Source organism: Janthinobacterium sp. 75, assembly GCF_004365495.1.
Taxonomy (GTDB): domain Bacteria; phylum Pseudomonadota; class Gammaproteobacteria; order Burkholderiales; family Burkholderiaceae_D; genus Janthinobacterium.
In genome coordinates this window covers 4,248,916-4,262,254 of sequence record NZ_SORD01000001.1, presented here as the reverse complement: position 1 = coordinate 4,262,254, position 13,339 = coordinate 4,248,916, and the positions used below count along the sequence as shown (strand labels likewise).

The window sequence follows — 13,339 nt, the reverse complement described above, 5'->3', positions numbered from 1 at the left end:
ATGCACCTTGGGAGATGGCATGACAAGCGCGAAACCGCAACTGGTCAAGGCAAGGCTGAACAAGCTGCTGCCCACGCAAATCACGGTCGGCATGGCTGAGGTGGCGCTCAAGCGCGCGCACTGGGCCAGCCTGGGCAGGAAGGCACGGACGGCGGCGCTGGCCGATCACTGGTTTCCCAGCATCATCGGCCCGGAAGGACGCCACTACATCGTCGACCATCACCATTTCGGCCTCGCGCTGCACCAGGAAGGCGTGAAAACCGTCAGCCTGATGATACTCAAGGATTTGTCCTGGCTGGAGCCGCTGCACTTCTGGCATGTGATGGACCACCACCAGTGGGTGCACCCCTACGACAGCGAGGGCTTGCGCCGCGATTTTTCCGCCATTCCCCGGCACCTGAGCGGCTTGCACGACGATCCTTACCGCAGCCTGGCCGGCGAATTGCGCGGCGCAGGCGGTTATGCCAAGGATGTGACGCCGTTCAGCGAGTTCCTGTGGGCCGATTTCCTGCGCAGCCGTATCGCGCCCGCAAGCCTGCAAAAGAATTTCTCCAAGGCACTGGCGCAAGCGATGAAGCTGGCGCGCGGCCAGCAGGCGCGCTATCTGCCAGGCTGGAGCGGCGTCGTGCCACCCGCCTGACAGCGTCTACAGCAGGAAGGCGCTGCCGGCCGCCAGTATGCCGGCCGCGGCCGCGGCCGCGCCCACGGAGTCCCACAGCCGCCAGCGGCGCCGCGTCAGCACCGTGATGGCGGCCAGCGCGACGGCGATCTGGATGAAGGTCAGGGCCATGGCCAGGCGTTCGTGCGGGCGCAGCTTGGCTTCCGATTCCTCGCCCAGCTTTCTTGATTGAACTTCCAGCTGGCGCGCGATGGATTGCACCACCAGTTTTTCCCTTTCCTGTCTGGCCTGCTTTTCGCGGGGGCAGGTGGGAACGAAGGAACTGGTATTGACATGATGTCACTACCGCATCTGCCATGCAAGCTGGCGAGCGCCGCAACATGGTGCGAACAGGCATAAGCGGGTACAGTACAGCGTTCCGTCCCTGAAAGCGTATAGCCCATGAGCACGACCCGTCTTCCCGACCCGCAATTTGCCGACAGAGTCCGCGCCAGTTTTGATTTGCAGAATGCCATGACCCTGATTCAGGCCAGCCTGCCCTTGGTGGCGCATGGCAGTACGGAAATCCACGTGCCGCACTGGAGCGGCATCGAGCAGCAGCACGGTTTTGTGCATGGCGGCGTGGTGGGCATGATCGCGGACTCGGCCGCCGGCTACGCGGCCATGAGCATGGTGCCGGACGGTGCTTCCGTGCTGACCGTGGAATACAAGATGAATCTGGTGGCGCCCGCCGATGGCGAGAAACTGATCGCGCGCGGCAAGGTGGTGCGCCCGGGCCGGACCCTGATCGTCACGCAGGCCGAAGTGTTCGCCGTCAAGGATGGCCGGGAAACGCTGTGCGCGCTGATGCAGCAAACCATCATGGTGATGCACGGCAAGTCGGAAAAAACCTGAACCGTACACCACGGCACGCGATTCAAGCGGCTTTTGCCAGGCCTTCCGCTTCCCAAGCAGCCTTGACGCTGTCGCGCTGGGCAATTCTGCCCAGGAAGGCCTGCATATTTGCCAGGCCCGACAAATCCACGCCCACGCGCGGCGCCCAGCCCGTGATGACGAACAGGTAGGCATCGGCCACGGTGAACGTGTCGCCCGTCAGGTAGGCCTGGCCTTCCAGGCGGCTGTCCACCCATTTGAACTTCTTGCCAAGTTGCTCAATGAATAAGGCCTTGGTGGCGGCGTCGTAGCGGGGATCGAACAGGGGACTGAACGATTTGTGCAGCTCGGACGTGATGTAGTTCTGCCATTCCAGCACCTTGTAGCGGGCAAAGTTGCCCACAGGGGGCAGCAAGTCCTGCCTGCCCGCCAGTTCGGCGATGTATTGGGCGATGACGGGGCCTTCGCTCAATGTCGTCCCATTGTCGAGCGCCAGCAGCGGCACCTGCCCCTTTGGGTTAAGTTCGTAGTAATTGCCGCCTTCCTGCGTCTGGTGCTGGCCCAGGTCGACCTTGACCAGAGTGAATGGTGTGCCCGTTTCGCGCAGGATGATGTGCGGTGCCTGGGAGCAGGCGCCCGGCGAGTAAAAGAGTTTCATGGCGATCCTTGAACAGGTGGGAAAGAAGCCACTATAGACCTGCATCGCCGCACGGTAAACGCGTGTTCGTGTGGTGACTGTGCACGTCGTGTGTCGTTTGCGCGTCAGTACGTTGTTCGAGCAAGCCACGCATAAAGAAAGTCGAGGTCACGTCCAAGTCCTATCCTTCCTCCTGTGGCTAGGGGGGCGATCACAGGAGCCGCACGACTGGCACGGTGGCTGTAGTGGACGGTGAGATTTTTCATCAAGCTGCCTTTGCTGCTGCTACTGTCATATCGCCGCAGCCGCTGACCACTCGCGCAGCAATTGCCCGAACGCTTCGGCCGCCGCCGTGGTACTCGCGGCACGCCAGAGCAGCTGGAACTGGGCGGCGGGCAGGGCGGGCAAGCCATGCTGGCCATCGATGACCACCATGCCCGGCTCCAGATCGCCCTGTGGCAGGGCCGTGATCGCCAGGCCCGCCAGCACGGCGGCGCGCAAGCCCTGCTGGCTGGGCGAGGTGAACGCCACGCGCCAGTCGAGGCCGGCGCCGTCGAGGGCGTCGACGCCCACTTGCCGGTGCATGCACGGCGCCGGTGAAAACGCCAGCGGCAGCGGCGCCTGGCCGTCATGGCGAAAATCCTGCGCCGCCGCCCAGACGAAGCGCGTGCGGCGCAGCACGGCCGGCTCATCTTGCCCGCCGGCCAGCGCCATGACGACGGCCAGGTCCAGCGCATCGGCGGCGACCAGTTTCTGCAAGTCGAGATACGTGCCGACTGTCACATCCAGGCGCACGGCGGGAAACAGGTGCGCAAACTGCGCCAGCAGGGCCGGCAGGCGCGCACCCATGAAATTTTCCGGTACGCCAAAACGCACGGCGCCAGCGATCGAGGAACGCTGGAAGCGCCGCGACAGCGCATCCTGGGCCGCCAGGATTTGCCGTGCGTGGCGCAGGAAATCCTCGCCATCTTCCGTCAGGCGCAGGCTGCGCGTCGTGCGTACCAGCAGCGCGGCGCCCGCCTGCTCTTCCAGGCGGCGGATCTGGTGGCTGATGGCGGACTGGCTCAGGTGCAGCCGTTCGGCGGCGCGCGTAAAGCCGCCTGTGTCCTGGACGGCGACGAAGGCGCGCAGCAGGGCGGTATCGAAGTCCATCGTGTCTGGCTCCTGTGATTCATGATGAAAATGAATGAATTGTACAAAACTTTATCATTTCCCTCATGAGTCGATGCTTTCTAAAATGGTGGCTCCAGCGCGCCGGCACCACGCGCTCCTCCATGACTACCGACATCAAGGCTTCGATGCACCTGACTACTTCGCAACAAAATGCACTGATCCTGGCCGCCGTGTGCCTGGCCTCGCTCATGTTCGGCCTGGAAATTTCCAGCGTACCCGTCATCCTGCCCACCCTGGAAACCGTGTTGCACGGCGACTTCAAGGACTTGCAATGGATCATGAACGCCTACACCCTGGCCTGCACCACGGTGCTGATGGCAACGGGCACCCTGGCCGACCGTTATGGCCGCAAGCGCTTGTTGCTCGCCAGCCTGGCACTGTTCGGCCTCAGTTCGCTGGCATGTGGATGGGCCGGCAGCACCGGCCTGCTGATCGCCGCGCGCGCGCTGCAGGGCATGGCCGGTGGCGCCATGCTGATTTGCCAGGTGGCCGTACTGTCGCAGCAATTTCCGGCCGGCGCCGCGCGGGGCAGGGCGTTTGGCGCCTGGGGCATCGTCTTTGGCCTGGGCCTGGGTTTTGGCCCTATCATAGGCGCGGCCATCGTCGCGCTGTCAAACTGGCAATGGGTATTTCTCGTGCACGGGCCGCTGGCGCTGGCGGCCCTGCTGCTGGTGGCGCTGTGCGTGAGCGAATCGCGCGATCCGCAGCAGCGCAAGCTGGACGTGGCGGGTATCTCCACCCTGTCGCTGGCCGTGTTCAGCCTGGCATGGTGCCTCACGCAGGGGCCGGCGCTGGGTTTCACGGACCCGCTCACGGTGGCCAGCCTGGCCGTGGCGCTGCTCAGCCTGATGCTCTTTGTCATGATCGAGCGGCGCCAGCCTGAACCGATGATCGACTTCAGCGTATTTCGCATTCGCCGTTTTTCGGGAGCACTGCTCGGTTCGGCGGGCATGAACTGCAGTTTCTGGCCGCTGATGATTTATCTTCCCCTGTACGTGCAACATGGCCTCGGCTACAGCAGCCTGGGCACGGGCCTGACCTTGCTGGCCTACACCTTGCCCACCTTGCTCGTGCCGCCCCTGGCCGAACGGCTGGCGCTGCGCTACCAGGCCGATACGGTCATTCCTGCCGGCTTGCTGGCCATCGGCCTGGGTTTTCTGCTGATGCTGTGGGGCAGCAGTGTGGATGCCGCCAACTGGCTGACGATCTTGCCCGGCTGCCTGCTGGCCGGCACGGGCCTGGGCTTGACGAATACACCCGTCACCAACACGACGACGGGCGCCGTGCCCGGCGAACGGGCCGGCATGGCGTCCAGCATCGACATCAGCGCGCGCATGGTCAGCCTGTCGATCAATATCGCGCTGATGGGCTTTATCCTCGTCGAAGCCATACAGTCCGCCTTGCGGCCCCATCTGCCAAATGGACTGGACGCGGCCACATTGCGCGCCATGGCGGAAGATTTGTCTGCCGGCAAGGGGGCCGTCGAACTGCCGGCCGGCGTGGCGCAGCTTGCGCTGGCACAAGGCTTCGGCGCCGTGATGCTGTACGGCGGCGTGGCCGCCTGCCTGTTCGCCGTGGCCAGCTGGCTGGTATTTGGCGCCGGGCGGACGCGGCAGGCAGCCGGGCAGCCGGTGCGCTGAAATCCAGGAGCAGGGGAGGCTATAATCTGGGCACGTTGGCAAGTGTTGCTCAACGTCATAACGAGGCTGCCCATGCATAAACTGATTTCCGAACTCACCCGCCTGTACCTGTTCGAGGAACAGCAGCATTATCTGGATGCGGATGGCGGCGCGCAAGCGCTGACGCCGGCTGTGCTGGCGCGCCATCTGTCGGGCGAGCAGACGGTGGCCGTAGAACTGGTACAGGATCGCGGCCATGGCGGGCTGACGCGCGCGCTGGTGCTGGAGTTTGGCGGCAAGGGCGGCGGCGAAGCGCACTGGAGCGCGCTGTGCACGATCGCCAATGCCGTGCAGCACGAGCTGGACTTGCCGGCGCCCGCCGTCAGCATCTCGGGCACGGCGTTCCAGTTATGGCTGTCGCTGGCCACGCCCGTACCCGTCGCCCAGGCGCGCCAGTTCGTGCAGCTGCTGCGCTCGACCTTTTTACCCGCCGCGACCGACATCCTTGCCGTCGCGCCGCCAGGCGACGTGGAACAGGTGGCGCTGCCGCCATGTTTGCAGCCGTCGGGCAAGTGGGCAGCTTTCATCCACCCCAGCATGGGGGCCGCCTTTGTCGACGAACCGGGCCTGGACATGCCGCCACCGCCAGCCGCCCAACTGGGCTTCCTGGAAAGCTTGCGCAGCATCAACCCGGCCCAGTTCGCGCAGGCGCTGGCGAAGTTGCAAAGACATGCGGGCTTGCTTGATGTCGTGTCAACTTCCGTGCCCGTGCCCGTGCCCGCTCCCGTCGCCGCCGCATTGCCAGCGCCTATGCCTGTTACACAACCAGGCTTGCTGCTGCAGGACGCCACCCTGGAAGACATCGTGCGCTGGCTGCACGCGCGCAATATCGAGCCCACTTTCCGGCACCGGCTGCCGTAACGGGGGAGCCTGCAGATAACGGCAGCGGGCGGCCAGCAGTGGATATTTCCACTGGTGTGACAATGTATGCATTTTTCTTACCGGCAATTTGCTATCGTTCACGGCCGCTCTCGACTCATGTTTTCAATGAAAAGCCAGGCCGAGCATCGCAACAAATCAAATCCAGGAAACCGTCAATGCAACTGCCAGCCGATAAAAATGCCCCCCGGGATTTTGATTTCATCATCGGTGACTGGCTCGTGAAACATCGCCGGCTCAATTCCAGATTCACCGATTGCAAGGAATGGACGGAATTTGACGGGCTATCTTCGACCGTAAAGACACTGGGTGGCTTTGGAAACCTGGAGGATAACGTACTCTACTTCCCGGAAGGCAGCTTCCGCGCCCTTGCACTGCGCTCGTTTTGTATTAAATCCGACACCTGGTCGATCTGGTGGCTCGATGCACGCAAGCCGACAACGCTCGATGTCCCAGTTGTTGGAAAATTCTCCAATCACGTCGGCGTATTTTTTGCCGATGACCTACTCGATGGTCAAGCAATAAAGGTGCGCTTTACCTGGACTGCAACACCTGGGAAAAATCCTCGCTGGGATCAGGCTTTTTCCAAGGACCAGGGAAGAACATGGGAAACGAACTGGACTATGGATTTCATGCGCACCGCACAGGCAAGGGCACCCATTCAGCCTTGAAGGCTGCCACTGCCAACGGTAGCAAGCGGCCAGAAGCGGACGTAGTGAAAATGAGGACAGATGGTTATGCTTCCAGCTATACAGATCTTCACAGCCATCATCAGTGCAGCGTGCGCCGTTATGATCGCCTCGTATGCAACGTGGTTGTTGATGCATCGGCTGAGGCAACAAGAGTCCAAACGCCTCGCGTTTAGAAATTGGGTTCGTCATCTCTTCGAGGCTGTTATGGGCCTCTAAGATTTATAGTGCTTGCGCCGGGTGAATGTCCGCAGGCGGAACCTGGCAACGGCGGCAACCGGCCACAAGCGGCCAGTCAATTTACCCTAGGCAAGCGGAATGAACAGAATCCCACGTGAATGGCTGAAACTTACTTACCATCGCCCTAGAATAATCTTAAATGGGTTGAGACGCATTCAATGTGGCGGACAGTTAAACGGCTTGCCATATACAATTGCAGCGCTTCGTACTCGTGAATTGAAGCCATTTTTGGAAGGTCGTCAAGCAGCTCTTTTTTGCCATGGCATTGGAACGCGTATCGGTCGGGAAGTGTCCTTCGCTCTCTTCGAGTCAGCGGACTATGACATTGTGGCTAGATACGAAGATGGCGGCGTTATGAGAATGGTGCCGGTTCAATTAAAAGAGCTTCCGCCTTCGGCGGTCAATTCAAATGTCGATTTACAGCAGATATTGGATAAGCTTGGAAAGAAGCTTCCAGACTCTAAGGATCTCGTGGTGGCCATTCACCTGAATCGAGATATACAGGGATTACATACAGAGGGGTTACGAATACCGACAGGGTTTGGTCAAATCTGGTTGTATGGTGGAAAAAATCATACGCAGCAGGCTTGGTCTTTGATAGGTGATTTGCTAAAGAATTCGAACCTTGTTAGCGACTTCCACTATCCTTCCGATATGATCTACTCGGCAATGTGGCAACAGGACATAATAGGACGTTGTTTAGGAAGCATCAGTTTGTCATTTGGATTAAATCCTATATGTCAGTAAAAAATATGAGCGTCTGCAAATTCGCCGGTCCGCAAGGGAGCGGCTTCAGCCCGGCGTGACAATTCGATAGCTTCTCACATAAGCAAAATGCTACCCCTGCTATGGACCGAGTTCGGCCAATAGCAGCCTCCGACATGAAATTTAAATTTTCAAACTTACCTCCGGTCCTTAAATGCATATAGTGAATTTCGTTGCGCGTGCGCCAACTGCCGCCGTTGGGTGGAGTGTATATGTTCCGTTGTATAGTGCACTCATAGCTTCGTTTGTAACAATTCTGGGGATAATCTTAAATAATTATTTTTCGCGGGTACACAAGAAGGAAGAACAAGCGCACTCCATTAAAAAGGAGATTTTTTTAAATTTTGCCGAATATATTTCTAGTTCGATGGCATTGTTGCAGTCTGTGGCAGACCCGAATTCTGACCTGCAAGGTCTACTTTCGAAGTATAAGGAGCAGACTGGGGTTATCGGAAAAATGTATGTGGTTGCAGAGCCAAGTCTTTTACTTGAGGCGAGGGCGCTGGTAACAGAACTCGAAGAATGCGGCTCTGAGATGGTTGCATTGCGCCAAGGTGTGGATCAAATAAAATTAAAGGTCGAAAGTTTGAAGGGGCAGCGTGTGGATACCTCGAAGGCGCTTGATAATCTTACCAATCATCATTTATCGCTGATTAGGACGGGAGTAATGCCTCCTGAAAATGTTCAGCTTGCTCTTCAGTGGGAACGTGATTTTACGACGAAGCGATTGGATAGTCTTAGCGATGAGATTTATAAAGCCGAGGTTGAGGCATATCATTCGGCATTATCTCTTTTCGAATTCGGTATCCTGGCCTCTCAGAAGGTGGAAGCCAGTACGTTACCAACTTTACGGCGAATAAAAAGTGAATTGGGCATTCCTCATGACGCGCTTAACTATGAAAAGGTAGTTGAAGCGCAGAATAAGAGGAGAATTGAAGCGGCGAGGAAGCAAATTGGGTTGCAAAAGACTACCAACCCTGATGCTCAGAAAAATGACTGAAATACATTGCCTCCAATTTTTCTCCAGCAATAGTCAAATCTCGAATTCCGCAAATTGCGGAAGGTCGGCTTTGGGGCGAATCCAGCATGACGATGCAGCCGCTAGATTTTCACCCTGACAACCTGCTATGCTGCCCGAACGGCCGGGTTCGGCCACAAGCGGCCAGTCAGCATACATCCTTTGGACCGATGATTATGAGCAATCTTGAACGGATCGATGAGTACAAGTATCTATGGGATGGATCTCAGCCAGGGTGGGTTTTGAAGCGGTTCTGCGGTAACTATATCGATCTTTCGCTGGCTTTTCCTAGCACCGGTCCATCGACACGTGAGCTAATGGCTGTAAGGCGGACTGTTGCGCCCTATAGGGCCCTGCCAGTGAAAGAAGTGGTGACCCAGTTGCGTGGGCAGGAATCGCTGCTTCTAGGGCGATTTGAGCCGAAAGAAGCCCGCGTAATTGCTGCAGCGTGTCGCCGCGAGGATTTGAACCTCGTCGAGAGTATCGTCGACGCGCCAGAATTTCTACCGATGAATGAGTTAACCGGCGTCGCATTGATCATCGAGGATGATCTACTTGCCGAGCATGTATATACCGAAGCGCTACTTCACGGGATACCTGTGCGTCAGGTTGAATTGTGAGAGCAGTGACTCACGCAAACAACGCGAACGGCTGCTATGGGGCGATTGCTGACGTAAAATCTGCGCTGTAGAATGAAGTAAATTTCAGAACTGTGTTAAGGATTTTTCAATGTTCCTATCTCTTCCAGATGTGTTGCGTACGCAAAGAATGATATTGCGTAAACCGCGTCAATCAGATGTCCGGATTATTTTTGATGCATATGCCCAAGATGTTGAAGTAGTACGCTACATGGTATGGCGTCCACACCGCACATTGGCCGAGACTGAAGCCTTCATTTCATATTGTATCGAGGAGTGGGATAGTGGTCGTAGCCGTCCTTATGTTTTGGCCCTTGAGGAAAATGACGACGAGCCAATTGGTATGTTGGAAGCAAGTTTGCATGATCACATGATAGATATTGGATACGTTTTGCAACGCAAGTATTGGGGCGCGAAACTCATGTCCGAGGCAATAAATACTTTGAGTGAAGCAGCCTTGGCGCTGCCGCACTGTTTTCGTATTCAGGCAACCTGTGACACAGAAAATTATGCATCTGCGCGTACATTGGAAAAGTCCGGGTTTGTACTTGAGGGCAAGCTTGCGCGACACCTGGTTCTACCAAATCTTGCTGACGAACCTCGGCCATCTCTGATGTATGCCCGCTGCAGGTAAGGCGCCAAAGGTACGGACTTGAAAGGAGGTCGCTACCGTTCAGGAGCAGATTTTTAAGAATCCGTATGCGTGTACCTTATGATTGCGCTCAGAAAATGTATACTCACTAGACATTCAATAGTTTGCGATAGGTGCCAGTGTGCATCTTCTGACGATTGGATGTCCGCAAAGGCGAAAGCGGATACTCCTGTGTAGCCGTAGCGCCGGGCCACCTTTTTATCTCCAGGTAACACATGGCCTGTGGCATAGCTGTCCTGGCGGCAATCATGTCAACGGCATGCTGAAATCAGCGCCCCATTTCCCTAGCCAAAGTCAACACCAGTTCCTCCGCGCCCATTTCCCGCGCCAGCGGCGCGCCCTGGCCGGCCCATTGCGCGGCGAATTCACTGTTGCCGTGCTGGCTGGCTGCTGCGTTCAATTGTTTTGCGGCATCGTAGGCGACCGGGTAGTCGGCCGGCGGTGGGCTGCCTGGCGCTTCGCCATGTTCGATCAAGCGGTTCACCATGCCGCGCGCCAGCCGGCCCGACAAGGTCGCCGTCAATCGCGTACTGGCGGCCCGTTCGCTTTTCAGGTTGGCGCGGTAGCCCGCGTTGGCCGCCGATTCCGGGCATAGCACGAATGCCGTGCCCAGTTGGACGGCGGCGGCGCCCAGGTCCAGCGCGGCGCGGATGCCTTGTCCATCCATGATGCCGCCGGCGGCGATGAGGGGCAGGGCAGTGCGGCCCGCCAGCAGGCGCAGCAGCACGCTGGTGCTGTGGCGCTCGTCGTGCGCTTGCGGATCGAAGACGCCGCGATGCCCGCCCGCTTCCACGCCCTGCGCCACGATGGCGTCGACCCCTGCCTGTTCGATCAGGATCGCTTCGCGCACGCTGGTGGCCGTGGCCATCGTGTAGATGCCGGCCTGGCGCAGGGCGGCAATCTGCTGCTGCGTCGGCAAGCCAAAATGAAAGCTGACGACGGCAGGGCGCTGCTCCAGCAACAGGGCGAATGCCGCCGCATCGCCGATAAACGTCCGGTAGATTTCTTCCAGTCCTGCCGGCACGGCCGCGCCCAGCTCCGCAAACAGGGGCGCCAGATGGGCCAGCCAAGCCGCTTCGCGCCGCGCATCCCTTGCCGCAGGCGCATGGCAAAACACATTGATGTTGAAGGGGCGGTCCGTCAGCGCGCGCGTCTCTTCGATCATCTGGCGCGCCTGCGCCACGCTGCCGGCGCCAATGCCCAGCGAACCGAGGCCGCCCGCATTCGAGACGGCGGCGGCGAGGCGCGGCGTGGAGACGCCCGCCATTGGCGCCTGGATGATGGGCAATTGCAGGCCGAGGCGGTCGAGGAAGCGCTGGGACGAGCTCATGATGTTTCCTTCAGGAAGTTGAGGATGCTGTGTCGTACGCATATTCGTATTCGTATTTTAAGAATATAATAGCATAATCATTTCGAATGAGAGAACATGATGGACATGGAGTCATTGACGATTTTTTGTGCCGTGGCCAGTGAACTGAGCGTCACCCAGGCCGCAGCCAGGCTGGGCCGCGCGCCGTCCAGCGTCACCACGCGCATCCAGCAGCTGGAAGCCGATATAGGCGCCGCACTGTTCGTGCGCACGAACAAGCGCATGGCCCTGACGGCGGCCGGCGAGCGCTTTCTCGAGTATGCGCAGCGTCTGCTGGCGCTGGCAGAAGAGGCCAGGCATGTCGTCACCGGCGGGCGCGAGGGCGGCACCTTGCGCGTCGGCAGCATGGACAGCACAGCGGCCAGCCGCCTGCCGGCGCTGCTGGCCGCATATCACGCCCGCTATCCGGCGACGCGGCTGGCGCTGAGCACGGGGCCGTCGCGCCCCCTGATCGAGCAGGTGCGCACAGGTTTGCTCGACTGTGCTTTTGTCGCCTTGCCGCCATCCTTCGGCGGCGCCGCCGCCTTGGCGGAGCTGGGCCTGGCCGCGACAGCCGTGTGGCGCGAGGAATTGTGTTTGCTGCTGCCGGCCAGCGAAGCGCAGGCGCGCCGCGCCGCGGACGTGCGCACGCGCTCGCTGGCGGCGTTTCCGCAGGGCTGCACCTATCGCGGCATCGCCGAAGAGTTGCTGGGCGTGGCCGGCGGCACGCAGTGGCGGGTGCAGGAAATGAGTTCGTATCACACTATGATCGCTTGCGTGGCGGCCGGCGCCTGCGTGACCCTGCTGCCGGCGAGCGTGCTGGCGCTGTCCGAGGCGCCGGCCGCCTTGGTGACGCTGTCCGCTGGACAAGCCGACACCTTGCTGGTGTGGCGCGCCGGATTCGACGTGCCCGCCTTTCAACACTTGCTGGCGCAGCTGGGCGAGGTGGCGCCGTGAGCGCGCCGGCCAGGCTGCGTGCAGCCATCGCCGCAGCGGCCATCCTCGCCATCGGCATGGGCTTCGGCCGCTTCGCCTTCACGGCCATCTACCCGCATATGCTCGGCGAAGGCGTCTTGAGCCTGCGCGATGGCAGCCTGGCCGCTTCGGCCAACTATGCCGGTTACTTGCTGGGCGCCATCCTGGCCATGCGCGCGCGGGCCCACAGCGCGCACCGGCTATGCCTGTGGTCGGTGGCTGGTACGGCGCTATGCCTTGGCGTGCTGGCCTTGACTATGCCGGTCTGGCTCATCGTGACGGTGCGGGGCGTGGCGGGCGTCTTCAGCGCCCTGGCCATGGTCGCCGCGTCATTGTGGCTGCTGGAACAGCGCCGGCATGGTCGCGGTGCGCCGCTGCTGTACGCGGGCGTGGGCGCTGGCATCGCCGTGTCGGCCGAATTGCTGGTGCTGGCATCGCACCTGGGCTGGGACAGCGCCGGCATGTGGCTGCTGCTGGCCGGCGTCACCGTGCTGCTGGGGCTGGCGGCTGCGCCCGCCATCGCCGCCAGTGGCCAGGCGACGCTGGATGCGCCGCCGCATGCCGCTGCATCAACCTTGGCGCCCGTGGCGCCGTGGCCGCTGGTGCTGATCTACGGACTGGCGGGGCTCGGTTACATCGTTACGGCCACGTATCTGCCCGTGATGGTGGGCGTCGCCTTGCCCGGGCTCAATTCCGCCCATGTGTGGGCCATGTTCGGCCTGGGCGCGGCGCCGTCGTGTTTCCTGTGGCACCGGCTGCACGAGCGCCTGGGCACGCGCCAGGCACTCAGGCTGAACTTGCTGCTGCAGGCGCTGGGCGTGGCCTTGCCCGTGCTGGCGCCTTCGGCCGCCGCTTATCTGCTCAGCGCCATCCTCGTCGGCGGCACGTTTGTCGGCACGGTGACCATCGCCATGCCCGCCGCGCAGCGGGCCGCCGGCAAGGTGGGCAAGTTTGGCACCAACATGATGGCCATCATGACGGTGGTGTATGGCATCGGCCAGATCATCGGCCCCGTGCTGGCGGCCAGCCTGTATGCGCAGTCGCACAGTTTTAATAGTGCACTATTGGCGGCGGCCGGCGCGCTGCTGCTGGCCATCGCCGTGAGCTTGCGCCTGTAAGAACGCCTATCAACACCTGCTGCGCGTCGTAATTTG

14 protein-coding genes and 1 pseudogene are annotated in these 13,339 nt (G+C 60.3%); 11 read left to right on the top strand and 4 right to left on the bottom strand.

The features are described from left to right. The first annotated feature begins 19 nt into the window (after nucleotides 1-19). Entirely contained in the window at nucleotides 20-640 is a 621-nt protein-coding gene (locus C8C89_RS19355; protein ID WP_133991925.1) for a ParB-like protein, read from the top strand. 6 nt (nucleotides 641-646) lie between these two features. Here the strand turns inward: C8C89_RS19355 and C8C89_RS19350 are convergent. Next, a pseudogene (locus tag C8C89_RS19350) lies at nucleotides 647-904 on the bottom strand (DUF4337 family protein); the annotation flags it as partial. A gap of 156 nt (nucleotides 905-1,060) precedes the next feature. Between C8C89_RS19350 and C8C89_RS19345 the strand changes: the two are divergent. Continuing rightward, nucleotides 1,061-1,513 carry a PaaI family thioesterase gene (locus C8C89_RS19345; protein ID WP_133991921.1) on the top strand — a complete coding sequence of 151 codons (453 nt, stop codon included), beginning with the start codon at nucleotides 1,061-1,063 and terminating at the stop codon, nucleotides 1,511-1,513. A 22-nt stretch (nucleotides 1,514-1,535) separates the two neighbouring features. Here the strand turns inward: C8C89_RS19345 and gstA are convergent, their stop codons facing one another. After that, nucleotides 1,536-2,150, bottom strand: coding sequence for a glutathione transferase GstA (gene gstA / locus C8C89_RS19340; RefSeq protein ID WP_101481041.1), 615 nt, complete (start codon nucleotides 2,148-2,150; stop codon nucleotides 1,536-1,538). 270 nt (nucleotides 2,151-2,420) lie between these two features. Further along, nucleotides 2,421-3,281 carry a LysR substrate-binding domain-containing protein gene (locus C8C89_RS19335; protein ID WP_101481042.1) on the bottom strand — a complete coding sequence of 287 codons (861 nt, stop codon included), beginning with the start codon at nucleotides 3,279-3,281 and terminating at the stop codon, nucleotides 2,421-2,423. Between the two features lie 122 nt (nucleotides 3,282-3,403). On the opposite strand from C8C89_RS19335, the gene C8C89_RS19330 reads away from it, so the two are divergent. The 7 genes from C8C89_RS19330 (at nucleotide 3,404) to C8C89_RS19300 (ending at nucleotide 9,844) form a co-directional block, all read left to right on the top strand. After that, complete coding sequence (locus C8C89_RS19330) at nucleotides 3,404-4,942, top strand: MFS transporter (protein ID WP_243858118.1); 1,539 nt, start codon at nucleotides 3,404-3,406, stop codon at nucleotides 4,940-4,942. A gap of 72 nt (nucleotides 4,943-5,014) precedes the next feature. After that, nucleotides 5,015-5,842, top strand: coding sequence for a hypothetical protein (locus C8C89_RS19325; RefSeq protein ID WP_101481043.1), 828 nt, complete (start codon nucleotides 5,015-5,017; stop codon nucleotides 5,840-5,842). A gap of 176 nt (nucleotides 5,843-6,018) precedes the next feature. Further along, entirely contained in the window at nucleotides 6,019-6,531 is a 513-nt protein-coding gene (locus C8C89_RS19320) for a DUF1579 domain-containing protein (RefSeq protein WP_101481044.1), read from the top strand. Between the two features lie 336 nt (nucleotides 6,532-6,867). Further along, nucleotides 6,868-7,536, top strand: a complete 669-nt coding sequence (locus C8C89_RS19315) for a hypothetical protein (protein WP_133991918.1) — start codon at nucleotides 6,868-6,870, stop codon at nucleotides 7,534-7,536. Between the two features lie 172 nt (nucleotides 7,537-7,708). After that, nucleotides 7,709-8,554 (top strand): hypothetical protein, encoded by an 846-nt coding sequence (locus tag C8C89_RS19310; protein WP_101481045.1) that lies wholly within the window; start codon nucleotides 7,709-7,711, stop codon nucleotides 8,552-8,554. Between the two features lie 194 nt (nucleotides 8,555-8,748). Next, nucleotides 8,749-9,192 carry a hypothetical protein gene (locus C8C89_RS19305; RefSeq protein ID WP_133991912.1) on the top strand — a complete coding sequence of 148 codons (444 nt, stop codon included), beginning with the start codon at nucleotides 8,749-8,751 and terminating at the stop codon, nucleotides 9,190-9,192. Nucleotides 9,193-9,301: 109 nt separating this feature from the next. Further along, nucleotides 9,302-9,844 (top strand): GNAT family N-acetyltransferase, encoded by a 543-nt coding sequence (locus tag C8C89_RS19300; protein ID WP_101481048.1) that lies wholly within the window; start codon nucleotides 9,302-9,304, stop codon nucleotides 9,842-9,844. Nucleotides 9,845-10,130: 286 nt separating this feature from the next. Here the strand turns inward: C8C89_RS19300 and C8C89_RS19295 are convergent, their stop codons facing one another. Then, on the bottom strand, nucleotides 10,131-11,192 hold the full coding sequence (locus C8C89_RS19295; protein ID WP_133991909.1) for a nitronate monooxygenase: 1,062 nt from the start codon (nucleotides 11,190-11,192) through the stop codon (nucleotides 10,131-10,133). Between the two features lie 99 nt (nucleotides 11,193-11,291). Here C8C89_RS19295 and C8C89_RS19290 point away from each other — a divergent pair, with 99 nt between their 5' ends. Both C8C89_RS19290 and C8C89_RS19285 read left to right on the top strand, forming a co-directional pair. Further along, nucleotides 11,292-12,167: a LysR substrate-binding domain-containing protein gene (locus C8C89_RS19290; protein WP_133993540.1), complete on the top strand. Its 876-nt coding sequence runs from the start codon at nucleotides 11,292-11,294 to the stop codon at nucleotides 12,165-12,167. Continuing rightward, complete coding sequence (locus tag C8C89_RS19285; protein WP_243858116.1) at nucleotides 12,164-13,303, top strand: YbfB/YjiJ family MFS transporter; 1,140 nt, start codon at nucleotides 12,164-12,166, stop codon at nucleotides 13,301-13,303. The genes C8C89_RS19290 and C8C89_RS19285 overlap by 4 nt, the downstream gene beginning before the upstream one ends. The last annotated feature ends 36 nt before the right edge of the window (nucleotides 13,304-13,339 follow it).

Excerpts from the sequence above, each read along its gene's own strand:
- C8C89_RS19320 (WP_101481044.1), top strand. The coding sequence starts at position 6,019 with ATGCAACTGCCAGCCGATAAAAATGCCCCCCGGGATTTTGATTTCATC.
- C8C89_RS19315 (WP_133991918.1), top strand. The coding sequence starts at position 6,868 with ATGAACAGAATCCCACGTGAATGGCTGAAACTTACTTACCATCGCCCT.
- C8C89_RS19310 (WP_101481045.1), top strand. The coding sequence starts at position 7,709 with ATGCATATAGTGAATTTCGTTGCGCGTGCGCCAACTGCCGCCGTTGGG.
- C8C89_RS19290 (WP_133993540.1), top strand. The coding sequence starts at position 11,292 with ATGGACATGGAGTCATTGACGATTTTTTGTGCCGTGGCCAGTGAACTG.
- C8C89_RS19295 (WP_133991909.1), bottom strand. The coding sequence starts at position 11,192 with ATGAGCTCGTCCCAGCGCTTCCTCGACCGCCTCGGCCTGCAATTGCCC.
- C8C89_RS19335 (WP_101481042.1), bottom strand. The coding sequence starts at position 3,281 with ATGGACTTCGATACCGCCCTGCTGCGCGCCTTCGTCGCCGTCCAGGAC.
- C8C89_RS19330 (WP_243858118.1), top strand. The coding sequence starts at position 3,404 with ATGACTACCGACATCAAGGCTTCGATGCACCTGACTACTTCGCAACAA.
- C8C89_RS19355 (WP_133991925.1), top strand. The coding sequence starts at position 20 with ATGACAAGCGCGAAACCGCAACTGGTCAAGGCAAGGCTGAACAAGCTG.
- gstA (WP_101481041.1), bottom strand. The coding sequence starts at position 2,150 with ATGAAACTCTTTTACTCGCCGGGCGCCTGCTCCCAGGCACCGCACATC.
- C8C89_RS19300 (WP_101481048.1), top strand. The coding sequence starts at position 9,302 with ATGTTCCTATCTCTTCCAGATGTGTTGCGTACGCAAAGAATGATATTG.
- C8C89_RS19325 (WP_101481043.1), top strand. The coding sequence starts at position 5,015 with ATGCATAAACTGATTTCCGAACTCACCCGCCTGTACCTGTTCGAGGAA.
- C8C89_RS19305 (WP_133991912.1), top strand. The coding sequence starts at position 8,749 with ATGAGCAATCTTGAACGGATCGATGAGTACAAGTATCTATGGGATGGA.
- C8C89_RS19345 (WP_133991921.1), top strand. The coding sequence starts at position 1,061 with ATGAGCACGACCCGTCTTCCCGACCCGCAATTTGCCGACAGAGTCCGC.